18 protein-coding genes and 1 riboswitch are annotated in these 23842 nt (G+C 43.5%); of the genes, 2 read left to right on the top strand and 16 right to left on the bottom strand.

Going from position 1 to position 23842, the window contains the following annotated elements; all coding sequences use genetic code 11:
- From M72_RS14535 to M72_RS14515, 5 genes are all read right to left on the bottom strand, one after another.
- Nucleotides 1-1776 (bottom strand): lectin like domain-containing protein, encoded by a 1776-nt coding sequence (locus M72_RS14535; protein ID WP_022045171.1) that lies wholly within the window; start codon nt 1774-1776, stop codon nt 1-3.
- Between the two features lie 114 nt (nt 1777-1890).
- A complete protein-coding gene (gene dapB / locus M72_RS14530; RefSeq protein WP_055068729.1) occupies nt 1891-2652 on the bottom strand; it encodes a 4-hydroxy-tetrahydrodipicolinate reductase in 762 nt (253 codons plus the stop codon).
- A 21-nt stretch (nt 2653-2673) separates the two neighbouring features.
- On the bottom strand, nt 2674-3561 hold the full coding sequence (gene dapA / locus M72_RS14525; protein WP_022045173.1) for a 4-hydroxy-tetrahydrodipicolinate synthase: 888 nt from the start codon (nt 3559-3561) through the stop codon (nt 2674-2676).
- Nucleotides 3562-3626: 65 nt separating this feature from the next.
- A riboswitch (Lysine riboswitch) is annotated at nt 3627-3808 on the bottom strand.
- Between the two features lie 39 nt (nt 3809-3847).
- A complete protein-coding gene (locus M72_RS14520; protein ID WP_022045174.1) occupies nt 3848-4333 on the bottom strand; it encodes a cob(I)yrinic acid a,c-diamide adenosyltransferase in 486 nt (161 codons plus the stop codon).
- 73 nt (nt 4334-4406) lie between these two features.
- Nucleotides 4407-5033 (bottom strand): single-stranded DNA-binding protein, encoded by a 627-nt coding sequence (locus M72_RS14515; protein ID WP_022045175.1) that lies wholly within the window; start codon nt 5031-5033, stop codon nt 4407-4409.
- Nucleotides 5034-5254: 221 nt separating this feature from the next.
- Here M72_RS14515 and typA point away from each other — a divergent pair, with 221 nt between their 5' ends.
- Both typA and M72_RS14505 read left to right on the top strand, forming a co-directional pair.
- Nucleotides 5255-7099, top strand: coding sequence for a translational GTPase TypA (gene typA, locus M72_RS14510; protein ID WP_055068728.1), 1845 nt, complete (start codon nt 5255-5257; stop codon nt 7097-7099).
- A 72-nt stretch (nt 7100-7171) separates the two neighbouring features.
- A complete protein-coding gene (locus M72_RS14505; RefSeq protein WP_022045177.1) occupies nt 7172-8221 on the top strand; it encodes a helix-turn-helix transcriptional regulator in 1050 nt (349 codons plus the stop codon).
- A gap of 9 nt (nt 8222-8230) precedes the next feature.
- Here the strand turns inward: M72_RS14505 and M72_RS14500 are convergent, their stop codons facing one another.
- The 11 genes from M72_RS14500 to M72_RS14450 all read right to left on the bottom strand — a co-directional run bounded on the left by M72_RS14500 (nt 8231) and on the right by M72_RS14450 (nt 23792).
- Entirely contained in the window at nt 8231-10600 is a 2370-nt protein-coding gene (locus M72_RS14500) for a phosphoketolase family protein (protein WP_022045178.1), read from the bottom strand.
- Nucleotides 10601-10805: 205 nt separating this feature from the next.
- Nucleotides 10806-12050 (bottom strand): GTPase HflX, encoded by a 1245-nt coding sequence (gene hflX, locus M72_RS14495; protein ID WP_022045179.1) that lies wholly within the window; start codon nt 12048-12050, stop codon nt 10806-10808.
- Nucleotides 12050-13003 (bottom strand): tetratricopeptide repeat protein, encoded by a 954-nt coding sequence (locus M72_RS14490; RefSeq protein WP_022045180.1) that lies wholly within the window; start codon nt 13001-13003, stop codon nt 12050-12052. Before M72_RS14490 ends, hflX begins: the two co-directional genes overlap by 1 nt.
- A gap of 29 nt (nt 13004-13032) precedes the next feature.
- The gene (locus M72_RS14485; protein ID WP_022045181.1) at nt 13033-13272 is read right to left on the bottom strand and encodes a hypothetical protein; all 240 of its coding nucleotides are present in this window, start codon (nt 13270-13272) and stop codon (nt 13033-13035) included.
- 102 nt (nt 13273-13374) lie between these two features.
- Entirely contained in the window at nt 13375-15210 is a 1836-nt protein-coding gene (locus tag M72_RS14480) for a diguanylate cyclase domain-containing protein (RefSeq protein ID WP_055068727.1), read from the bottom strand.
- A gap of 23 nt (nt 15211-15233) precedes the next feature.
- Nucleotides 15234-16577 carry a methyl-accepting chemotaxis protein gene (locus M72_RS14475; RefSeq protein WP_082413931.1) on the bottom strand — a complete coding sequence of 448 codons (1344 nt, stop codon included), beginning with the start codon at nt 16575-16577 and terminating at the stop codon, nt 15234-15236.
- Nucleotides 16511-16963 (bottom strand): MCP four helix bundle domain-containing protein, encoded by a 453-nt coding sequence (locus M72_RS14470; RefSeq protein ID WP_055068725.1) that lies wholly within the window; start codon nt 16961-16963, stop codon nt 16511-16513. Before M72_RS14470 ends, M72_RS14475 begins: the two co-directional genes overlap by 67 nt.
- Before the next feature lie 26 nt (nt 16964-16989).
- The gene (locus M72_RS14465; RefSeq protein WP_022045184.1) at nt 16990-18330 is read right to left on the bottom strand and encodes an ABC transporter substrate-binding protein; all 1341 of its coding nucleotides are present in this window, start codon (nt 18328-18330) and stop codon (nt 16990-16992) included.
- Between the two features lie 141 nt (nt 18331-18471).
- Entirely contained in the window at nt 18472-21984 is a 3513-nt protein-coding gene (locus M72_RS14460; protein WP_055068724.1) for a carbohydrate binding domain-containing protein, read from the bottom strand.
- 24 nt (nt 21985-22008) lie between these two features.
- Entirely contained in the window at nt 22009-22872 is an 864-nt protein-coding gene (locus M72_RS14455) for a carbohydrate ABC transporter permease (protein WP_055068785.1), read from the bottom strand.
- A gap of 5 nt (nt 22873-22877) precedes the next feature.
- Nucleotides 22878-23792: a carbohydrate ABC transporter permease gene (locus tag M72_RS14450; protein ID WP_022045187.1), complete on the bottom strand. Its 915-nt coding sequence runs from the start codon at nt 23790-23792 to the stop codon at nt 22878-22880.
- Between the last annotated feature and the right edge of the window lie 50 nt (nt 23793-23842).

The raw sequence follows: 23842 nt of genomic DNA, 5'->3' as shown, positions 1-23842 counted from the left end.
TTAACGTTTCACAGCAACAGATCCCGAAAAATTCCCACAGATCCGAATACCCTGCGTTGTCTTATAAGCGCGTACTTTATAATATACCGACTTCTTTGAGGTTGTCTTAATTTTGTACTTTGTGGACGTTGTAGCTGCAATCTTTTTATAAGTTCCGTTCTTGCTGGATGCCTGATAAATTTCATACCCTTTCGCACCTGCCGTTTTGCCCCAGGAAATACGCACTGCATTTTTTGCACAGCGGACTGCTTTTATATTCTCTACCGCACCGATACTTGTCCCTGCATTATCCGCATATGCCTTGATACAGATGTTTCCGATTCTTCCACCGTAACTGGTGCTTACATCCGCCACATCTTCCCAGCTGCCACCGCGATAGAGGAAACTCTGATTATAATCACAATATACCCGGCTGGTTAAACTGCTGTCACTGACTGCATATTCCATATCGAGTCCGACACCGCTTTTCTGCAGTTCTACCACAACCGCATAGTAAGTTCCCTGAGGTACGGATACCGCTTTATTCAGCCTGATGGTATGGGTTCCGGCATACGTTGTTGTACCGGACACCTTTGCTGCAAGTATGCCACTCTTAGGATTATGCAGGTTTGTCAGATTCGTATATACACGGATCGTATATGGAACATTCGCATCTTTGGAAAGGGAAATTGAAACTGCTTTCACCAGTTCATTATCTGCCTTTTTTGCCCTGAAAATATTCGCTGAAGTCGAAATTCCACGCAGTTTTCCCACATCTGCCCCACCATCATACTGATAATTATAATCATAATTATCCGCAGACTCAAAATCAAAAATCCATGCAGCATCCTCGATGGATTTATCATAATAAGAAAGCCAGAAATAACTGTTGATATTGTTTTCTGTCTTATCCGACCAGCTGTTCCTGCAAAGCCATGCTCCGTCTCCTGCCGGTTTATTTTTAAACGAAGATGCCGGAAAATTATCATCCCAGCCCACAATATTCACTGCATGGTTCGATGCAACACTGCTTGTCGGGCAGTAATAGGTTGCCACATTCTCTCCTGTTTCTGCATAGACTGCAGATCCCACATAGTTGGCCGTTCCGTCCATATACAGTCCCAGCCCGGCAGATCCGTGCTGCATAATCTCACATTTCACCTGGGTAGCATTTTTGTGAATATTAATAATATATACATTCTGCAGATGTGCCACATCCTGATCAAAAGCGTAACTTTTTGCCAGTGTCGTGGTGGTCGGTGCCAGAGCGTACGGTACACGGTTCTCGTCCGTCACCCCTTCCCACTGCAGAAGCGTCCGGCTCGCGAAATCCAAATTTCCGCCCATGGTCAGATAATTTTTATGGTTCATAATATTTAAAGAGTCGCCAAATGTTCCACCCAGCGGGTCTTCTACATTATTATAAGTAAAATAGGCAAGCTGCAATTCACTCAGATCAATACTTTTGTCTGCCGTCTGATTGTCTGCAATCAGATCAAACTCCGCAAGTCCGATTGCGGAAAATGCCCAGCACGTATCATATTTTCCCTGATCACGCACGCCAGGATAGCGAATCGTAAGTTCCGACAACTTGTTCATATAGGCGGACGGCACTGCTTCTGCCTTTTTCAGCCTGGATTTTGTTTCTTGTACCACCGGAACATTTTCACTTTTGGGTGACTCTGTGTATCCGCCGGTTTTCTGGGCATAAACCCGTTCCTGCATTCCCGGAACAGCAGTTATGACAACTGCTGCAGAAAGCAAAAATGCTGCAAGCCTTCTGGTTTTATTTTTCATTTTCTACCTCTTTCTTATCGTCAGGTTTCTTCTTTCCATTATAAATATGAACCAGCTGCACTGTCAAACATTTTGCGCAAAAAAGGCACTGATTATCAGTGCCTCTCTTCCCGTTTATTTTGCCGCAATGACATCTGCCATATCATAATGTCCTGCAGACTTTCCTTTTAAAAATTTTGCTGCTTCCACAGCGCCCTTTGCAAATACCGCCTTGGAGTATGCCGTATGCTTGAATTCAATCACCTCATCCTGTCCGGCGAAAATCACTTCATGCTCTCCGACAATATTGCCGCCACGAACAGAAGAGAGTCCAATTTCGTATTTATCCCTCTTCTTGCGCTTCTGGCTTCTGTCATAGGTATAGGTATATGCCTCATCCAGTGCCTCATTCATGGAATCAGCCAGTGCCAGTGCCGTGCCGCTCGGTGCATCCAGCTTCTGGTTATGATGTTTCTCTACAATCTCCATATCAAATCCTGCCGGCGCAAATACCTGCGCAGCTTTTTTGAGCAGTTCCATCAGAGTATTGATTCCGAGAGACATATTTGCGGATTTTAAAATTGCAACTTTTTCGTATGCTTTTTCCACATCGGCAAGCTGCTGTTCGGAAAGTCCTGTCGTACAAAGCACGATCGGAATCTGTTTTTCCACACCATATGCAAGCAGCGCATCCACTGCTTTTGCATTGGAAAAATCAATGATTACATCCGCATCCACCGTACACTCTTTCAGACTGGCAAATACCGGATAATCATTTTTGATTCCATCATAAGTATCAATTCCTGCAACAATCTCAATGTCCTCATCCTGCGCACAGATTCCTGTGATACACTGTCCCATCTTCCCGTTGCAGCCATTCATGATCGCTCTTGTCATTTTCTTTTGTGCCTCCCTGATCTATGCTAAAATTCCATAATTTTTCATTACTTCTGCAAGTTTCTTTGCATTAGCCTCGCTCATCTCACAGAGTGGGGAACGAAGAGGTCCTACTTCCATACCCATCAGGTTTAATGCCTTCTTAACCGGAATCGGATTTACTTCGGAAAACAGTGCATCTACCAGTGGAAGCGCCTCCAGCTGCAGTTTTCTTGCTGTCTTAATATCACCCTTGAAGAAGCTTTCACACATTGCGTGTACTTTGCCCGGTGCCACATTGCTCCATACCGAAATCACACCGACTGCACCGATTGACATAAGCGGTACAACAAGACCGTCTTCACCGGAATAAAGATCCAGTTTTCCGTCGGTAAGTGCCATCGTCTTGGAAGCCTGTGCCAGATTTCCGGTTGCTTCCTTTAATCCTACGAGATTACTCTTGGTGCGGACCAGCTCGGCAACCGTCTCCGGAAGAAGATTACATCCGGTACGTCCCGGCACATTATACATAATGATCGGACACTTGGTGCTGTCTGCGATCTGTGAATAATGGCTGATCAGGCCTGCCTGTGTTGCCTTGTTATAATATGGTGTAACGATCAGAAGTCCGTCTGCTCCTGCCTCTTCTGCCTCCTGTGAAAGCTGAATGGCTGTACGTGTGCAGTTTGAACCAGTACCTGCCACAACCGGAACACGATGTTTTGTAAACTCGATGGCTGCCTTGATCACATCACGGTGTTCTTCCATCGTAAGTGTTGCGCTTTCTCCTGTCGTACCTGCAATTACGATGGCATCTGTACCACCGTCAATCTGCTGGTTAATCAGTTCCTCAAGTTTATCATAATTAACTTCCTCATTGTTCTTCATTGGTGTCACGATTGCGACTCCGGCTCCCTTAAAAATTGCCACTGTTTTATTCTCCTTTCTAAATAAAAAAACCAGCTCAAAACGAGCTGGTCAATCTAACCTTTTTTAGATCTGATAGCTCTCCATCCACGCTCATACGCTTCTGACAGTCATACGATTATTCACCGCATGCCCAAAAACCAGACTGCAGTCATCCGGTTCTTTCGGCGCTTTCCCCTTTTACCTGCATTCGACTGTGTCTGCCACATCCAACAGGCTACTCATGAATTACGCGACCTCTATCCCATGTATTTCTTTCATTCTACCACCACCGGCATAGTCTGTCAATCTATTTCTCCGGTGCGATATTATAAACCTCGTCTGCTGCCTCACGGATTTTTTCATCCAGAACGCGTCCTGTGCAGACCAGAGTCATTTCTTCCGGCTTTGCGGCAAACAGCTCACAAATTTCTTCAGGGCTTATCACCTTTTCGTCCACAATTCCAAGTACCTCATCTAAGATTAGCATATCACAGGCACCTGTCGTAACGACTTTCTTTCCGTAATTGAATCCATTGCGCAGATTCATACTTTCTTCCTGTTTTGCCTCCTCGGAAAGTGCCTCAAAACACTCATCCGATTTTGCAAAACGGAATATTTTTATTTCCGGCTCCAGCCGGCTTAAAAATGTCAGTTCGTTTTCATTTTTTCCCTTCAAGAACTGAATGATAATGACGCTTTTTCCCTCGCTGGCAATACGAATTGCATTCCCGATTGCCGCGGTCGATTTACCATGTCCCTCTCCATAATAAACCTGAATCACTCCTCTGTCCATTTCAGCCTCCATGATATCTCTTAACCAAATGAAATCCTATGTAAGATAACACAAAAGCGTCAAATAATCAAGTCTACTCCAGGAATTCAATCTTGCTGACGGATACCTCGTAAGCAACCCTCTGCTCCACCTGTGTCTCACTGACTTTCTTTACATACTCGCGGCTCTGGATTCTTCCCCAGATCTGCACATGTGATCCGACCTCGAATCCGGATGCAAATCTTGCATTTCTGCCCCAGCAGATGCAGGGAATATAGTCCGATTTGCCATATGACCGGTTGACTGCGACCAGAAGATCCGCGATCTCCCTTCCCAGAGGTGTTTTTCGGTATACCGATTCCTTACAGATAAATCCATCCAGAAAAATCTGGTTGGCTGCATTTTCTTCCTCAAACTGCTCAACCAGTTCAAACTCCCTCGCAAAAACCGATAACACCAGACGGTTTTTATGCTCCTCATGCCGGTTGAATGAACGGAACTGTCCTGTAATATAGACGCATTTTCCCTCCGCACTCTCCTGCACATTGACCAGACGCTCCGATACCATCACCGGAATATAATCGACGAAACTGGACAGGCGGTGGACAGATACTTCCACCATATAAAATCCTTCCCCATATACCTCGTGACTATACGAAAAGTCCGATACAATTTCTCCCATAATAGTGACCTGATTGTTTTCACACATTTTATCTGCCATGAATACTCCTTCCTTTTGTGGAAATTTTTGATAGGCTTCTGTTTTACCATTTAATGGTTGGTAGAAATCATCAAACCTTGTCGATAAGGCCGGCGAAAACTATCTAAAACGCTTAAATCGCCGGTGTACGCTGAAAAAAGCTTGCGAAATCAGCTTTTTATGATAAAATAGGATAGGTTATTTATGTAAAGTTAAACAATATTAAAAAGAAGGTTAAATTTATGGTAACAACAAGAGACGACATTCGTAATATCGCAATCATCGCCCATGTCGATCATGGTAAAACCACATTGGTCGATGAGCTGTTAAAACAAAGCGGTGTGTTCCGTGCCAATCAGGAAGTACAGGAACGTGTCATGGATTCCAACGATATCGAGCGTGAGCGTGGTATCACTATCCTGTCCAAAAATACCGCTGTATTTTATAAGGATACAAAAATCAACATTATCGATACGCCTGGCCATGCCGATTTCGGTGGTGAGGTAGAGCGTGTTCTTAAGATGGTAAATGGTGTAGTCCTCGTCGTAGACGCATTCGAGGGAACCATGCCGCAGACCAAATTCGTACTGATGAAAGCACTTGCTTTAAATCTCCCGGTTATTGTCTGCATCAACAAGATCGACCGTCCGGAAGCGCGCCCTGCAGAAGTGATTGATGAGGTGTTAGAGCTTTTCATGGATCTGGATGCTTCCGATGAGCAGCTTGACTGCCCGTTCATCTACGCTTCCGCAAGAGACGGATACGCTATGTATAATCTCGACGATGAAAAGAAGGACATGACTCCTCTTTTCGAGACGATCGTAAACTATATCCCGGCCCCGACCGGAGATCCGGATGCCAACACACAGGTTTTAATCAGTACCATCGATTACAACGAATACGTTGGCCGTATCGGTATCGGTAAAGTCGACAACGGTTCCCTGAAAGTCAACCAGGAAGCAGTCGTTGTCAACCATCACGATCCGGACAAACTTGAGAAAGTCCGCATCAGCAAACTGTATGAGTTCGATGGTTTAAATAAAGTAGATGTCAGTGAAGCAAAGATCGGTTCCATCGTAGCCATCTCCGGTATTGCGGACATTCACATTGGAGATACCATCTGTTCTCCGGAAAATCCGGTAGCTATTCCGTTCCAGAAGATTTCTGAGCCGACTATCTCCATGAATTTCATCGTAAACGACAGTCCTCTCGCCGGTCAGGAAGGAAAATATGTCACTTCCCGTCATATCCGCGACAGACTGTTCCGTGAGTTAAATACCGATGTTTCTCTCCGTGTCGAAGAAACCGACAGCCCGGACAGCTTAAAAGTATCCGGCCGTGGTGAGCTGCATCTGTCCGTCCTGATCGAGAATATGCGCCGTGAAGGATATGAATTTGCAGTCAGCAAAGCCGAGGTTCTCTATCACTACGATGAGAATGGCAAAAAACTTGAGCCAATGGAACTTGCTTACGTGGATGTACCGGATGAATTTACCGGCGCCGTTATCTCCAAACTGCAGCAGCGGAAGGGTGAACTTTTAAATATGGGTTCCATTGCCGGCGGTTATACCCGCTTAGAGTTTAAGATTCCTTCCCGTGGTCTGATCGGATATCGTGGGGAGTTCATGACCGACACCAAAGGAAACGGTATCATCAATACCATGTTTGACGGATATGAGCCATTCCGCGGTGAGATTGCTTACCGTTCTACCGGTTCCCTGATTGCATTTGAGACCGGTGAATCCGTAACTTACGGTCTGTTCTCCGCACAGGAGCGTGGTACGCTCTTTATCGGACCTGGCGAAAAAGTATATTCCGGTATGATCATCGGACAGAGTTCCAAAGCCGAAGATATTGAGTTAAATGTCTGCAAGAAAAAGCATCTGACCAATACACGTTCCTCTTCTGCAGATGAGGCACTGACTCTGGTTCCGCCTCGCAAATTAAGCTTAGAGCAGGCTCTTGACTTCATTGATACCGACGAGCTTCTTGAGGTAACTCCGGAAAGCCTGCGTATCCGCAAGAGAATTCTGGATCCTACGATGCGCAAGCGTGCTTCCATCGCCAAGAAAAATGCCATGAAATAAATAACAGGCAAAAACATACACTTACAATTACTCCACCTCCATGGTGGAGTAATTTTTTACAGGAGACGTTCCATGGATTTGAAGAATTTTACAAAACATTTGATTTATCAGAGTGCAAATACACAGATCCCGGATAACTTCAGCCGGTTTCAGATTCTGCATCCGGAATATTCGGCTCATGAAAGCGTTGTCAAAACCTATCCGCTTCCGGAAAATGAACATCTGTTTTCCCTGCTGTGGGATATTCATGACGGACATATGCTTTCTGCAACGATTCTGCCCTCCCAGCCCTCGTTCCTTTATGAAAAAGAGTTTACACCCGGCATGCGCACGCAGATGCACTCACACGAATATCTGGAATTGTTTTATATCATTGACGGAGAATACCGGCAGAAAATTCTGGGCAATGAATTTACTTTTCACCGGGGTGAAGTCTGCCTGATCGACAAAAACTGTCTGCATCAGGAAATCATGGAAGGAACTTCTGCCACACTTCTGTTTCTTGGCATTACCAATGTGATGTTTCAGGACATTATGAAACGGCAGATTACAACAGAGCGTATCAGCTCGTTCCTGAAGATGGCACTGATGGAACAGAAATCGCTCCAGCAATATCTGCATTTTCTCCCTCAGGCAGAGGAGGCAGTCTCACAGATGGATGAAACCATGACATCACTTCTTTTGGAATTACAGCGTCATGATGAGGCTTCTCCGATCATCTGTCGGGGACTTCTCCTGCGCATTTTTCGTATTTTAAATACACAATATGAATTTTCGCTGTCAAAAAAACTGCGACAGAAAATGAACTGGATTTTATATGAAGAAATTTCTGATTATATGAAGCAGCATATGAAAAACATTTCCATACGAATGCTCTGTGAAGAATTCCATTTTCAGGAAGATTATTTCAACCGGTTACTGAAAAACCGGACCGGAATGACTTATACGGAATATCTGCAGCATCTGCGTCTGCAGAAAGCCGAAGAACTGTTGCTGCACACCAGACTGACAATCGATGCGATTGCTGCCGAAGTCGGCTACAAAAACAAAGGATATTTCTACAAAATATTTACGGAACGGCACCGGATGACTCCGGCACAGTTCCGCAAAGAATCCTGTTGATATTTTATTTTATAAATCCCATTTCCAGTCACGGATCTCCGGCATATCAACACCATACTCATGAATGTACTGCTTGTGTTCTACAAGCTTGTCATTCATTTTCTGTGTCAGATAAGCGCCACGATTTCCTAACTGTGGAAGATGCTCAATTACGCTCTTTACCAGATGGAAACGGTCAATCTCATTCTGTACACGCATATCGAATGGTGTTGTGATGGTTCCTTCCTCCTGATATCCGTATACATGAATATTTCTGTTGGTACGACGATAGGTCAGCTCGTGGATCAGTGTATGATACCCATGGAATGCAAAGATGATTGGCTTATCTTTGGTGAACAGTGCATCGTACTCTGCATCTGTCAGACCATGCGGATGCTTGGTGCTTGGCTCAAGTTTCATCAGATCGACAACATTGATCACGCGAATCTTAATCTCCGGCATTGCCTTTCTTAAAATCGTAACTGCTGCTAATGTCTCCAGTGTCGGAGTATCTCCACAGCATGCCATAACCACATCAGGCTCCTGTCCCTGGTCGTTACTTGCCCACTCCCAGATGCCGATACCCTGTGTACAATGCTTTACTGCCTGTTCCATAGTCAGCCACTGCTGTCTCGGATGCTTGGATGTAACAAGCACATTCACATAATCGCGGCTTCTGATGCAGTGATCAAAGCAGGACAGCAGACAATTGGTATCCGGTGGCAGATAAAGACGTACCACATCTGCCTTCTTATTTGCAATATGATCTAAAAATCCCGGGTCCTGATGGGTAAATCCATTGTGATCCTGCTGCCATACATTGGATGTAAGAATCAGGTTCAGGGAAGCAATGGACTGTCTCCACGGAAGCTGATTACATACCTTTAACCACTTTGCATGCTGTGCACACATAGAATCTACCACACGGATAAATGCTTCATAACTTGCAAAGAATCCATGACGTCCTGTCAGAAGATATCCCTCTAACCATCCCTCACACATATGCTCACTTAACATAGAATCCATAACACGGCCATCTGTAGCAAGGAATTCATCGGAATCCAGTTTTTCATTGTTCCAGTCACGGTTTGTCTCCTCAAAGACTTTCATCAGACGGTTTGACATTGTCTCGTCCGGTCCGAAAATACGGAAGTTCTTGGAATCCTCATTCAGTTTGAAGATATCACGGACAAATCCGCCAAGTTCTACCATATCCTGTGCCTCAACGCTTCCCGGCGCCGGAACATCAAGTGCATAATCACGGAAATCTGGAAGTCTTAAGTCACGTAAGAGCTTACCACCGTTTGCATGTGGGTTAGAACCGATTCTGCGGTCTCCGGTCGGTGCAAGTGCTTTCAGTTCCGGAATCAGTTTTCCATTCTCATCAAACAATTCTTCCGGATGGTAGCTGAGTAACCACTCTTTTAACATTTCCAGATGCTCCGGTTTGTCCATCATGATCGGAACCTGATGCGCACGGAAAGATCCCTCGATCTGCTTTCCGTCTACAACCTTTGGTCCTGTCCATCCCTTTGGAGTACGAAGTACAATCATTGGCCACTTTGGTCTTGTGGTATCGTGGTTTTCTCTTGCATTCTTCTGGATCGCCTTGATTTCGTCCATAACGGTATCAAGTGTCTCTGCCATCTTGCGGTGCATGGTCATTGGATCATCGCCCTCTACAAAATATGGTTTCCATCCGCATCCATCAAAGAAATGCTCAAGTTCTTCATGAGAAATACGTGCAAGAATGGTTGGATTACTGATCTTATATCCATTCATATGAAGGATTGGAAGAACCGCTCCATCGCTCTCCGGATTTAAGAACTTATTACACTGCCATGAAGTTGCAAGAGGTCCGGTCTCGGACTCACCGTCTCCCACGATACAGGCAGCAATCAGATCCGGGTTATCAAATACCGCACCAAACGAATGTGCCAGGGAATATCCCAGCTCACCACCTTCGTTGATGGAACCCGGAGTTTCCGGAGCTACATGGCTGGAGATTCCTCCCGGGAAAGAGAACTGCTTACACAGTTTCTTCAGTCCATCCATATCTTCTCCGATATTTGGATATACCTCGCTATAGGTACCTTCCAGATAAGTATTGGCAACAAAGAAGTTTCCGCCGTGTCCCGGACCGGAAATTAAAATCATATCCTGATCATACTTTTTGATCACACGGTTTAAATGTACATAGACAAAGTTCTGTCCCGGTACGGTTCCCCAGTGACCAACAATCTTTTTCTTTACCTGATCTCTGGTAAGCGGCTCTCGAAGAAGTGGATTATCCAGCAGATATAACTGTGCGGCACCAAGGTAATTGGCTGCGCGCCAGTAGGCATCCATCTTCTTCAGGTAATCTTCGGTTAACGGCTGTTTTTCAACAACATCTGACATCCTGACTGTCCTCCTGTAAAATCATATTATCATTAGATGCCTATATTTTAGGAAATCCATCCATATTCCACAATTTCCTATTCCCATTAATTTCCCAAAAAGTTACCTGTTCCGACTTGTATTTCCTGTTGTTTACTTATTTTTTCATTTATTTCCATTAAAACCATAGCCAAAAGAAAGGATTATAAAATTTCACACACAGCGATTACAGTTTTCCGTATACCTCCATAGGGACATATGCCCGAATGGAAATTCCTTCCGGCACATACTCTTCTGAGACAAGTTCTCCCTTATTTCGTACAAGCTGCAATACACCTGCCTGCGCATAGGGAATCACGCGTTCAATATAAATTTTATCTTCTCTTAACATTTCCTGCAGCACATCTTTTACTGCATCCAGTCCGGCATTTTCCGTTGCGGAAATCTGAAGAACATGATCCGCACGAAAATCCTGCAGTGGGTCATCATCGGTTCTGATATCGATCTTATTAAAAAGCGTCAGAATTTTTTTATTTTTAACGCCAAGATGATCAAGTGTCTCATAGACGATATACATCTGCTTGTCGCGCTGCGGATTGGAAGCATCCACTACATGAATAATATAGTCCGCATATTTGGCTTCTTCCAGTGTACTTTTAAATGCCTCAATCAGATGATGCGGCAGTTTCCGTATAAAACCTACCGTATCCGTCAGCAGCACCTGCTGGTGTCCTTCCAGCTCCAGCATCCGTGTCGTCGGGTCCAGCGTTGCAAACAGTTTATCCTCCTCTAAAACCTCTGCGTCCGTCAGATGATTCAGGAGGGTGGATTTTCCGGCATTTGTATATCCGACAATTGCCACAACCGGAACTGCATTGCGCTCTCTTTTTGCTCTGGCAATTTCGCGGTGTTTGACCACTTCTTTTAATTCCCGGTTGAGCTGTGCAATCCTGTCATTGATCAGACGGCGGTCAATCTCAAGCTTTTTTTCTCCCGGTCCACGGGTACCGATTCCACCACCCAGACGGGACATGGATCTGCCAAGTCCGGTTAATCTGCTCAGGCGGTACTTCAGCTGAGCAAGTTCCACCTGAATTTTTCCCTCACTGGTTGTTGCACGGGCTGCAAAAATATCCAGTATGATAAGCGTCCGGTCCATCACCTTGGTATTTAACATCGTCTCCAGATTTTTTAACTGCGCAGGGGACAATTCATCATCACAGACAATTCCCGTTGCCCCCGTGTGCTCTAAAAGTTCTGCAATCTCTGCTACTTTTCCGGTTCCCACATAGGTTCCCGGATGGATCAGCTCCCGTTTCTGGATCAGCGTACCGGCAACCGATGCCCCCGCAGTCTTTACCAGTTCGGCAAGCTCAGCGAGCGAATCCTCTGCATCGTCTCCATCCTGCTCACTTACACCCACCAGAATAACTCTCTCTTTAAAATCTTCTAAAACAATTGGTTCACCCATTATCTAGTCTCCAAAAATGTATTCTCGTGTTTTGCTTCCTCATCATCCGGATAAGCCTTTAAATATTCCTTCATCATCTTTTTCGCGGAATCAAAGTCGCCACTGTACTCATATGCCGCAATGGCACTTTTCATGAGATTCTGCTTATTCGGCACTTTCTCCAGTTCCAGACCGGAATTAAAATAAGTCAGTGCATTCTTATAATTTCCATCCTGCATCTCCTGCATGCCAAGTTCATACAAATCATAGGATGTAGCCACTCCACTCTTTATATACTCCGCGATACATTTCTTTGCCTTGTCCGAATCTCCATTGGCATCATATGCAAGTCCCAGATAATACGATGCCAGCATCTGCTTATGTTCTTTTGCTTTTTCCAGATAACTGATGGCATCTTTGTTTTCACCGAGCAGATAACTGATTCTTCCTTTGTACAGTTCGTCTTCCGGTTTATCCCCTTTGATCTCCATCGCAGCAGACAGATATTTCTGTCCCTCATCCTTTTTCTCGTGCCGGCTTAAAGACTCATAGATTCCAATGTAGATTTCATAATTTTTTTTGCCTTGCTGCACAGCACTCTCAAAATCTGCCCTGCCCTTTTTTTCTTCTCCCATATCCATATAAAGATCTCCACGCAGATAGTATGCGCGTGCATCTTTATTATATTTGATAATGGCATTATACGTTGCAAGTGCATCTTTTGTCTTTCCGTCCAGTGCCTGTGCTTTTGCCTTGTAAAAACAGATATCCAGTTCTTTCTCCCCGATATGTCCGATCGACTCTCCAAGCGCATTCTGAAATGCCTTGACCGCATCTTCATACTTTCCGCTCTCCATGCAGGTAATTCCATACTGCCGATAGGCATCCTGTTCCTTTGTATCTTTCGTTCCGCATCCAATCACAGACAGCGCAAACACTGTTGCAAGCAGCACGGAAATGATTCGCTTCTTCATGTTCTATTCTCTCTTTCTGAAAACTACTTTTAGCATGCCACCGCTATATTTACCCAGTTGTCACCGATCCGCGGTCCATGCTCCCGGTAATAAGTACCACCGTAGGTAAATTCGTCCGGTTCCACTGCATAGGGAAGTCTGATCCAACACTTGGCAAATGAACCATCCGTGCCATACTCCGGGGATGTTGTGCTCAGATGCCGCCCATGCAGCCCCCCTTCAAATGCCGTCTTTGCAATTTTCTCATTTTTATTCATCAAATAATACATGCCGTTCTCCTTCTTCATTCCTATATCTTACGGTATTTTCCGTACTTTTGCAATCATTTCAGAAAAAATGGGAACCGGACATCCGGTTCCCAGAAACAGCACTTATTCGCGCTGTGCTTTCCGCGCTTTTTTAAACTGATACATTTTTTCATCCGCATTATTGATACATTCATTGAGACTTTTTTCCCCGCAGAGAACTACCTCATATCCGATACTCGCTTCCACATCAAATTCAGCATGAAGACTTTTCGATATTTCATCCAATGCTTTTAAAAACGCTGCCTTTAAACTTTCAGCCTGCGTTTTTTCGCATCCCGGAAGCAGTACAACAAACTCATCTCCACCGTACCGCATGGAAACGGCTTCCGGTGGAAATACTTTACGAATCACATCCGCTATCCCACGAATTTCCAGATTCCCCATATCATGCCCAAACGTATCATTAATATATTTCAGATGATCCGCGTCAATGAACATAACCGTCACCGCTTTTTTTTGCAATCTGCATTTTTCATACAAAGGCTCTGCAAACTCCTGGTATGCCATACGGTTATACAACCCTGTAAGAGAATCCAGCACATACAACCGGGATAATTTTTCGTTTGCTTTTCGAAGCCTGAGTTTGCGATACAGATATTCCAGGGATTCCAGATACGTATTCATTGTTTCAAACAAGAACTGATTTTCAAGCATATAATCGCAGTCTGCCAGAACAACATACCCTACTTCCCGCTCCCGGAAATGCAGTGGTACATACACATACAATGAATATTCCTGCTCCATTCCCTTTTCACAGATCACGTGCATGGTATCCGGATATCCATCTGTAATATAAGAAGCCTCACCCGTGGAATCGCTCAATGATTCCTCCACCAGATCCTGATTCATCCAGATACGCACGCCTTTACAACGCAGACCACAGACACATTTTGTAAAATACTGTGCCATCTGCTTATAATCTTCACACTCGATAAGATTGTGCTTTAATTCCATAATCTCATTGTGCAGATCAATTTCCCTCACTTCCTGAAAAATCCGGTCTTCAATATATTCACTCCTGCTTCTTACCTGTTCTGGTTTACAGCCACAACTATCCTGAAACAACATTTGTACAGGAACCGTTTTACAGTCAGCTGTTGTATTCTGCCCCCAGATCTGTACCAGAAGATCCATGGCTGCCTCAGCAATGACTTCTCTCTCGTATGACACCGTCGTAATCCGCGGTCTGTAATAAGATGCTTTATCAAAATTATCAAATCCTGTCACACAAAAATCAGCCGGAATTTTAAATCCTTCCTGCTGTGCCTGATGGCAGAGCCCCACCGCAATATTCTCATTTGCGCAGACAAAGGCATCCGGCAGCAGATGTTTTTCCTGAAAATGTATGAATGCACGGACACCGCTCTCCACTTCATAGCTTTCATTCCAGATTCTGTCATTTTCAAGCGGAATTCCATATCTTTGCAGGACATCTTCATAAGCCTGCCGACGCAAAAGATTTTCCTGGCTTTCTGCCGGTCCTCCCACATAGTTTAATGTTTTGCAGGAATGAGCCACTATCAGATGCTCCACCATCTGTTCCATTGTTGCGTAATTGTCCGGTCCTGCATGATACAATCCCGGAATTTTTTCAAGCAGCGATACTGCCGGTACCCCGGACTCCTGAATAATCTGTATGATCTGCTGCTTCTTTTTCTGATTCAGCATATTCGTAACTTCCAGAATAATACCATCAAACTGTGACAAATCCGGCAGATGGATGATATTGTATTCTCCTGCATTGAATTTTTCATCCCTGCTGAAATTTCCGAAACTGTGAAATACCGAAATTTCTATATCCAGCTCATGTTCTTTGATGTAATTCCTGCATCCCCGGATCCAGACATATGTAATATGTCTGCGCCATCCGTCTGCAATAATTGCAATTTTTCGTTTCATACCTTCTCCATCTGTGTCCTTTATTAAATAAAGTGTTCTGCTTCTTCACTGAGTACATCAGCTATTTTTTTATTATGCATGATTTGGCTGGAAATGTGTGAAATTTCTTCGGAAAGCGTGGCTGTATTTTTTGCAGCAAGATTAATACCTTCAGAGCCTTCTTCTACCGCCCTCTGAATCTGTGAAATATATTCCATTACTGACTCGGTGCGCTGTTTTAAATCTGCCGCCATCTGATGAAACTTCTCAACCACTTCATTAATATAGACTGCATCATCATTATACTGTGCCCCAGCGCACACAAAATTGTCATAATCCGGAAGTATATTCTGTTCCATATAAGTTACCAGCGCGTTAGCATTTTTTATCAATTCCTGCACGGTTCCAATCACGGTACTATTGATGGACTGGATATTAACCGCTGCGTCCCTGCTGGATTCCGATAATTTACCAATTTCAGAGGCAACTACTGCAAAACCACGTCCTGCTTCCCCTGCACGTGCTGCCTCAATGGATGCATTTAATGCAAGCAGATTGGTCTGATCTGCAATATTTAAAATATCATTAGTAAGTTCACTGACTTTTTCTACTTTTTTACTTTCCTGAATTGTTGTCTGCAGTTTTCCGATAATATCAGTGACAATTTCTCCCGTATTTTTTTTATTTAAAATTGCATCATTTTTGAGTTTATCCGCGTTCTGATCCATCGTATCTGAATAGGATAAAAGACCATCCGATTTTTCCGAAAGTTCTTTCGTACGATCTTCCACTTCTTTCATATTTTTTGTAATCCCGGAAACCATATCTGCAACGGAAATCATGGATGCCGATAATTCTTCCATGGCAGTGGAAATATCATCCGAATTTTCGTTTGAACTACGTACCTTGTCATCCACCTCCCGGATAATCTGGTTCATACGCAAAGAACTGTCTGTAATCCGTCCCATAACATTTTGAAGCGTATCAATAAATGCATTTACATTCCTTCCAACTTTACCAATCTCATCTTTTCCTGAAATCTTTAATCTTACAGAAAGATCTCCCTGATTTTTTTCAATATCTGCCACCATTTTCTGCAATGTGTGACTGATATAGTGCATCGGTCCTACAATCCCTTTCACACAAATCCAAAGAGAAAACAAAATCATAAGCATTGAAACTGCAACGAATACAATAGCAGAATTCCTTGAAAATTCATATTCTGCCTGCTGTACTTGTAATGAATGATTCATTGCCTGTTTCCGCATAGCAATCAGACTGCTGATTTTCTTTGCAAGATAATCTTCCGAAGGTTTCTGTATCACATTGATTGCCTCCGTTGCACCATCCGCATCGCCTTTTGAACTTGCGGTAAGAACCTGTTCCATTCCTTCTTTATACTTTTTAAAGCGATTTTGTAATGCCCCGAAATATTCTTTTTCCCGCGCTGTTTTTTCTGTTTTTTATACTGTTTAAAATAACTATCCATAGATTCCAGCTTTTCATGGATGGTTGTTGCAAAGCTTTCTTTGGAAATAGAATTTTCCGCATCACAGTGTCCATACATATTTTTCCCCATGGATTCCAGCTCGGATGACATATCCATCAATAGTTCAATACTCTTCGAACAATCCTGCGAAATTACAACCCCCGCCTGCAACAGCCTTTTCGAATTTACAAGACTTGAAATACTTGCCAAAAGAATAACAATTCCCAAAATACAAATTGGCAGCATAACCTTTACTTTAATACTGATCTGATTCAACCACTTCATAGGTATTTCCTCTCTTTCTGCCTAAATTAATGGGATAATTCCGGATGCAATTGCTCCATCTTTTTATAAAAATCGTCCATTCCCTGCGCAAGTGAAATTTTACCTTCAAAATACGGATGCAGACACTGTTGAATCTGCTCATTGCAGTCCTTATCATAATCTGATATATTACTCATATCAATTTTCTTTGCAGCCTCTGCAAAAAGTGCAATATGATTTTGTCCACCAAGGAAATCCGACTGATAGTTACTTTTTGCAATCTCATCCATTGCTTTCTCATTATTGGTATAGTCCTGCGTATCCAATGTAATCTGCTTCATGGTTTTGATATCACACGTCAGACGCTTCATCAAATCCCTGATAAAAGGAATATTATCGGTTCCCTGCGCCGCACACATCCATGTACCGCCCCAATAATATGCCTGTGGACCTTCACACACGGCATAATCTCCGTAAATTCCATTTCCTTTTTCTGCGGGTTTACTACTGTCTGCCAATGCATTTCCCATCAGAGTAAAATTAATGCCCCAGGTCGAATAGAAAAAGCCAAAAACATTCCCATCCGGTCCCTGATCCTGCGTCCACTGCGGACTCCACAGTGTGGTATGATTGTTATAATCTTTTTGAGCATATTCCTTCGTCTGACGAATCCACTTCTTGATATTTTCATCTATAACAATCTTGTTACCGACCACCCAGGGATGTGAGACATTGTTGGAAAATGCCCGATAGGAATCATCATATCCCGATAACATTTTATATCCGGCGGCATTCATCTTCTGTGCAACCTGATCAAACTTATCCCAATCCTTCAGTTGCTTTTGTACCTGATCCGGATCGTCTGTACCCAATACCTTTTTTGCAATGGACCTGCGATACGCAAACAACCCCGGCGTTGCCTGCCAGGTCACTCCCTTTTGTATTCCATTTTCCGATACAATTTTCTTTGTATAATCATATTGCTGCTTCAGATCCTCATCGGTCAGTCCCACTGTTTTTTTTACATCAATGGAATTATCTGACTTTACATATTTTGATGCGTAATCTGCCTCAATTAAAAACAAATCCACTTTGTCATCATCAATACATGTATTCTGCTCTTTTAATGCTTCATCCAGATTGATCTGATAAGCATTATTATCACTGGAAATTATGACAAAGTTCACTTCAACATCGTGTTTTTTAGCAAGATCTGATGCATATTTGTCATAAATTTCCTTAAACTCATCATTCCAGCAATAAATATTTACAACCTGTCCTTCCTTACGCCCGGTATTTTTTTTCTGTCCGTTTTCTCCCGTACATCCACTTAATAATGCCGCACATATGACAATTGCCGCTACCTGTTTCCAACTCTTCTTTCTCATTCAAATGTCTCCTTTTATTACTCCTCTTCTCCCCTTTTCTTCCCCCAATATGCAGAAAAACGCCATGACACGCCCCCTGTCGTAAAAATGGATTCTGTCATGGTGTCTTTTCTGTTTTCTTTTTAAACTATCTTTCTGGTACTACTCTGTGATCTTCTCAAGAGAGAAATTCGTCAGCGTAATGTCTGAAGCTGGTGTATTTTTATCACTGATTTTTCCCATGGAAATAAACATTTCTGAAACATTATCTGTGTCCTGCTGCATCGTAAATTCATAACTAACTTCCTTTTCCTCTGCTTCCGCCAGAGAAATATCTGCTCCGCCATACCACTTCTGGGAACTGTTATCCATTAAGCCGAGTTTTATGGTTCGTGCTTTCGTCGAAGTGACTTTGAATTTTACACGATATTTACATCCTTTTTCAAGTGTAAATCCAGTCTGCTTAAGCTGAACATCCCAGTCTTTTTCGCCCGGATTTTTCACCTGAAACACAATACCGCCATCAGTAACTACTGTTGTTGCCGTCTGATCCGCATTTGCATTAATGTCCCATCCATTCGTTCCATTCGAAAAATCTCCATTGGTCAGCAGATTCTTTCCGGTTTCCTCCGGCTTGATCTCCGGTGCCTCTATCTTTTCCAGCACAATGTCATCCATACAGATTCTGTGCTGCTGTGTGATCTGTTTTCCACCGACTGCACCCATGGCAATATTAAAGATCGTTTCCAGATCTGTATCCTCTTTCATCTGAAACTCTTTCGTGATCGTCTGATATTCGCCGGTCAGATCTACGGTTTCCTGGCAGTATGGAGTCCAGTCCTCATTTCCATCTGCATCCTTATGGGTGCTTCCATCTCTCTGCAACGCATAAGACACTTTACGGTCGATAGAAGATTTCATTTTCAGGGAGAGTCGATACCATTGTCCCTGTTCGAGTTTTACCCCTGTCTGCTTTAACTGGATATGCCAGTCAGCTTCCCCGGTATCGTCAATTGTGAAATCTGCCGCATTGTCTTCGTTTAAGGAGTCAACAACATACTTTACATTGGATGGTGTATAGCAATAGACTTCAAAACCTGCCATACCTGCATTAAAACTTCCGTTTTTGATCAGACTGTCCTCATCAATCCGCACATCGTCGAGATATACGGTTGTCCCCAGCCCGAGATCAAAGGAAATATTCTTATCTGTCAGATCCGCTGCCGTCTGAAAGGAAAAACGGTAATTTTTCTTTTCATTGGTAAGTTCTGCCTGAAATTCCTGTCCGGCAACATGTACTGTCATAGTTTCTGCTTCGTTTGCCTGAGCCGAAAAACTGAGCACATATTCTGTATCCTCACTCAGAGCAAGCCCCTGCTGTCCTGCTGTTACCACAGTTCCTTTTGGGCTTACCACTTTCAGACGGCGTCCATCTTCCAGACCGGTTACCTCTGTGGTTGCATTTTCCGGTTTCGTGATGTCCCAGTAACCCAGACGGTTCTTCCCTTCCTGGAAGGAACCGTTGTAGACATAATTTCCGTCTGCAAGCACTTTCTTTGTGGTGTCTTCTTTGATTTCTTCATATCCGGTCTTTTCAATGCGCACATTGGAAAGGTGCACTGCTGCTGTGGAAGCAGCATTTCCCAGATTAAATTCCAGACGTCCGTTGGCATCATCGGAACCTGTCATCTGAAACACATAAGTATATGTCGTTTTCTGTGTTCCAAGTTCCACTTTTGTATCCTTCCAATACCTCGTATAATTATGATCCGGTCCGGAAATATCTGCAATCATTGTACGCGCCTCATCCGCATAAGCATCAAAGGTTACTTTATATGTTCCGCCTTTTTGTAACGGCACATCCGGCTGTACCAGCTGAATGCTGTAATCTGCGGTTCCCATATTTACTGTAGAAATAACCATCTCATGATTCTTAATTTCTGCTTTTCCATCACCATCTAAAGTGGTAAGAAATTTCCAGTTTTTGTCATCACTTAAATTCTCTGCTATGGAGAAATCACCGTTGTTAATATAATTTCCCGTTGTATCCGGCTCTCTTAAAATAACATTCTTTACCGGTTTTTCCACATTTTCGTCATAACTGTCTTTCTGATATACTTTCACATAATCCACTGCAAACTGCTGATCGGCATAGGTGGTCGAATCATCCGGATACCCTACCCAGCTGCCACCGACCGCCAGATTCAAAATCATATAAAACGGCTGATCAAACGGTGCCGGATAAGCCACTTCTCCCTGCCCGCTCTTTGCAGAAAACCAGTCGGACTCTTCATGAAATTTCACACCATCAATATACCAGGTAATCTTTCCTGGCTCCCAGTCACAGGCATATGTATGATACTGATCTGCAAAATTATTTTTTGCATCTACCGTACAGGTTCCCTGACTCTGATCATGCGGTTCTCCGTAATGAATGGTACCATATGCTTTATTTGTTTCCTGCCCCATCACTTCCATGATGTCGATCTCACCGCATTTTGGCCACTGTCCATACAGATTTTCGTCCGTCGGCATCATCCAGAATGCCGGCAGATAGCCTTTTCCGGTCGGAACTTTTGCACGGCACTCAAAATATCCATACTTAAAATCATGTTTGCCCTGTGTATTAATACGACCGGACGTGTAGCTTCTGGTTCCGTCTGCATTCACCGTTTCCACCGGCTTGATCAGCAGTTTTCCGTCTTTGACCTGAATATTTTTGTCAGAATCCACATATTCCTGCCACTCACTGTTGACCCAGCCTTTTTCATGCAGTTCCACATTCCAGTCTGCACGGTTTAAAAAATTTCCGTCAAAGTTGTCCTGCCACTTCAGTTGATAGCCCTGTTTTAAGAGATCCGCTTCGGTCAGCTTTGAAGGTGTCTCAACTGTTGTTCCACCAGAAGAATTGCCCGAAGAAGAACTGCCGGAAGAAGCATTTCCGTCCGAGGTATCGTCTGTTTTCTGGTCTTTTCCATCCGTCTTATCTTTTTCATCCGTCTTGTCTTCTCCGGAAGTGTCTTCTTTCTTTCCCTTCGGAGTTATGGTGCAGGATTCACCGGATTCCACTTTCAGCGTTGTTCCATCCGCAATTTTTACAGATATTGCTTTCTTTGTCTGATTATCCACCTGTGCCTGTACATTTTTTGTACACGTTATGGATGATTTTTCCGCACCTTTTTTGAGCACAATGTTCACATCTTTCTTTGCGGTTATTTTCGCCGGTGCTGCCAGAATCATCGAAACGTCTTCGGCATTTACAACAACCGGCACTGCCTTTTTATGGTTTCCGGAAAAGGAAACACTTTTTGCATTCTGTACCGTCACTTTCTTTATGGTACCATTGTTTTTGATCGCAACCGTTCCCTTACTGTTTACAACAATTTCTTTGACGGTACCATTATTTACAACGGCTGCCTTTTTTCCGACCACCCGAATGGTCACTTTATAAGTTCCCTTTGGAATCGTAATCTTTACGTTTTTCCCTGCTTTTACGGTAATGACCGCATTCTTCCCTTTTTCGGTTTTTAATGCCTGATTCAGCTGCTTTTGAGAAGAAACGGCAAGCGTTTTACCGCCTGCCGCCTGTACCGGCGTCGCCGGTACTGTACTCATTACCATGGCAGCGGCAATTGCTGCCGCTCCCACCTGTTTCCATAATGTTTTGTTTTTCACTGTAAAAACCCCTTTCTTTTTCTATTATCCTTTTACGCTTCCCAGAGCAACCCCCTGTACAATATGCTTGGAAAGAATCAGATACACAACGATAACCGGCAGGATCGAGAATGTAATCATGACATATACCTGCCCCATATCAAACTTCAGCCAGTCTGCACCACGCAGCTGCGCGATCAGAATCGGAAGTGTCTTTTTCTTGTCATCATGCAACACAAGTGCCGGTGTAAAGTAATTGTTCCAGCTGCTGACGAAACTGAAAATTGCCTGTACGGCGATCGCCGGCTTCATCAACGGCAGAACGATGCTGTTGAACGTACGAAACTCTCCGGAACCATCAATACGTGCAGCTTCTATCAGCGAAAGCGGAAGCGCACTCTCCATGTACTGTTTCATGTAAAAGAACGTAACCGGAGATGCAATGGCCGGAACAATCAGTGGAATAAAGGAATCCATCAGTCCCATGCCTGTAATCAGTTTGATAAATCCGAGTGCCGTAACCTGTGTCGGAATCATCATAATCATCAGAATAAACGGATAAATAAATTTCTTTAATTTAAAATCGTATGCATGAATGGCATATGCAGTCATGGTAGAAAAATATACACACAAAACTGCGGTTGCTGCTGCAATGATCAGACTGTTAAACATGCCCGACCAGATCGGCAGTGTTCCATGTACCAGATTGTTCCAGTTTGTCAGCAAATGATCGCTCGGCAATGCCGTAAACCCTGCTTTCAGCTCACCTTTAGAACGCGTCGCATTGATAAACATGATATAAAACCAGAACAGGCAGAAAAATGAAATTATAATTAAAACAATATATGCGATGGCACGTCTGGCATGAATACCAAGTCCGCCTTCCACATCTTTCTTACTTTTTGCCATCACAATCACCCCTTTCTCTTATCGTTTCCGGATACTTTAAATACAAGCAGACTCAAAAGACTTGTAATGATAAACAGTACCACGGAAAGTGCTCCTGCCATACCATAGTTCTTGCTGTACAGATGCTTGTTCAGATACATGATCAGTGTCATGGTAGAACGCATCGGATTTCCGGTTCCGTTTGTCAGAATCTGTGGCACGTCAAAAAGCTGTAATCCACCGATCAGTGAAGTAATCACTACATAAATCAGAATCGGGCGAAGCAGAGGCAGTGTAATCTTAAAAAATACCTGTGTAGAAGTTGCTCCATCCACTTCTGCCGCTTCAAATAAAGAAGTATCAATTCCCATCATTCCGGCCATCAGAAGAATGGTTGTATTTCCGAACCACATCAGGCAGTTCATCAGTGCAATCAGGCCTCTGGCACTTCCGGTATGGGATAAAAATTTATATGGTTCTGAGATAAATCCAATCTGCATCAAAAGAGAGTTAATCGGACCTGCATCTGAAAACAGTGTAAAAAACAACATGGAAAATGCAGATGCCATAATCAGATTTGGCAGGTAGATCACGGTCTTAAAAAAACGTGATCCTTTCAATCGCAGGCGTACATCGGAGAACCATGCGCCCAGCAGGAGTGAAAAAAAGATCTGCGGAATAAAACACATAATCCAGAGGATCATTGTATTTTTAAAATAAATCCACACGTCTCCACTTTTGAATAACTCTCTGTAATTATCTAAACCTACAAATGTCGGTCCAACCTGGTTGAGACCGGACATATAATTTTCGAAAAAACTGTTATAAATTGTGCTGATCAATGGTATCAGCTGAAAAACGACATATACAACAATAAACGGGATCAGAAAAATGTAGCCCCATTTGTTGTAACGAACGACCTTTCCTTTACTCTTATTCATATTTCTACCTCCGCGGTATTGGCGGTCGTCCCGCCGGAGCCATAATAGGG

The sequence above is a fragment of the Roseburia faecis genome (assembly GCF_001406815.1).
GTDB lineage: Bacteria > Bacillota > Clostridia > Lachnospirales > Lachnospiraceae > Roseburia > Roseburia faecis.
This window is presented reverse-complemented; position numbering and strand designations above follow the sequence as displayed.

Coding starts and splice junctions, on each gene's coding strand:
- M72_RS14535 (WP_022045171.1), bottom strand. CDS start 1,776: ATGAAAAATAAAACCAGAAGGCTTGCAGCATTTTTGCTTTCTGCAGCA.
- dapB (WP_055068729.1), bottom strand. CDS start 2,652: ATGACAAGAGCGATCATGAATGGCTGCAACGGGAAGATGGGACAGTGT.
- M72_RS14520 (WP_022045174.1), bottom strand. CDS start 4,333: ATGGACAGAGGAGTGATTCAGGTTTATTATGGAGAGGGACATGGTAAA.
- M72_RS14515 (WP_022045175.1), bottom strand. CDS start 5,033: ATGGCAGATAAAATGTGTGAAAACAATCAGGTCACTATTATGGGAGAA.
- typA (WP_055068728.1), top strand. CDS start 5,255: ATGGTAACAACAAGAGACGACATTCGTAATATCGCAATCATCGCCCAT.
- M72_RS14505 (WP_022045177.1), top strand. CDS start 7,172: ATGGATTTGAAGAATTTTACAAAACATTTGATTTATCAGAGTGCAAAT.
- M72_RS14500 (WP_022045178.1), bottom strand. CDS start 10,600: ATGTCAGATGTTGTTGAAAAACAGCCGTTAACCGAAGATTACCTGAAG.
- hflX (WP_022045179.1), bottom strand. CDS start 12,050: ATGGGTGAACCAATTGTTTTAGAAGATTTTAAAGAGAGAGTTATTCTG.
- M72_RS14490 (WP_022045180.1), bottom strand. CDS start 13,003: ATGAAGAAGCGAATCATTTCCGTGCTGCTTGCAACAGTGTTTGCGCTG.
- M72_RS14485 (WP_022045181.1), bottom strand. CDS start 13,272: ATGTATTATTTGATGAATAAAAATGAGAAAATTGCAAAGACGGCATTT.
- M72_RS14480 (WP_055068727.1), bottom strand. CDS start 15,210: ATGAAACGAAAAATTGCAATTATTGCAGACGGATGGCGCAGACATATT.
- M72_RS14475 (WP_082413931.1), bottom strand. CDS start 16,577: ATGGAACAGGTTCTTACCGCAAGTTCAAAAGGCGATGCGGATGGTGCA.
- M72_RS14470 (WP_055068725.1), bottom strand. CDS start 16,963: ATGAAGTGGTTGAATCAGATCAGTATTAAAGTAAAGGTTATGCTGCCA.
- M72_RS14465 (WP_022045184.1), bottom strand. CDS start 18,330: ATGAGAAAGAAGAGTTGGAAACAGGTAGCGGCAATTGTCATATGTGCG.
- M72_RS14455 (WP_055068785.1), bottom strand. CDS start 22,872: ATGGCAAAAAGTAAGAAAGATGTGGAAGGCGGACTTGGTATTCATGCC.
- M72_RS14450 (WP_022045187.1), bottom strand. CDS start 23,792: ATGAATAAGAGTAAAGGAAAGGTCGTTCGTTACAACAAATGGGGCTAC.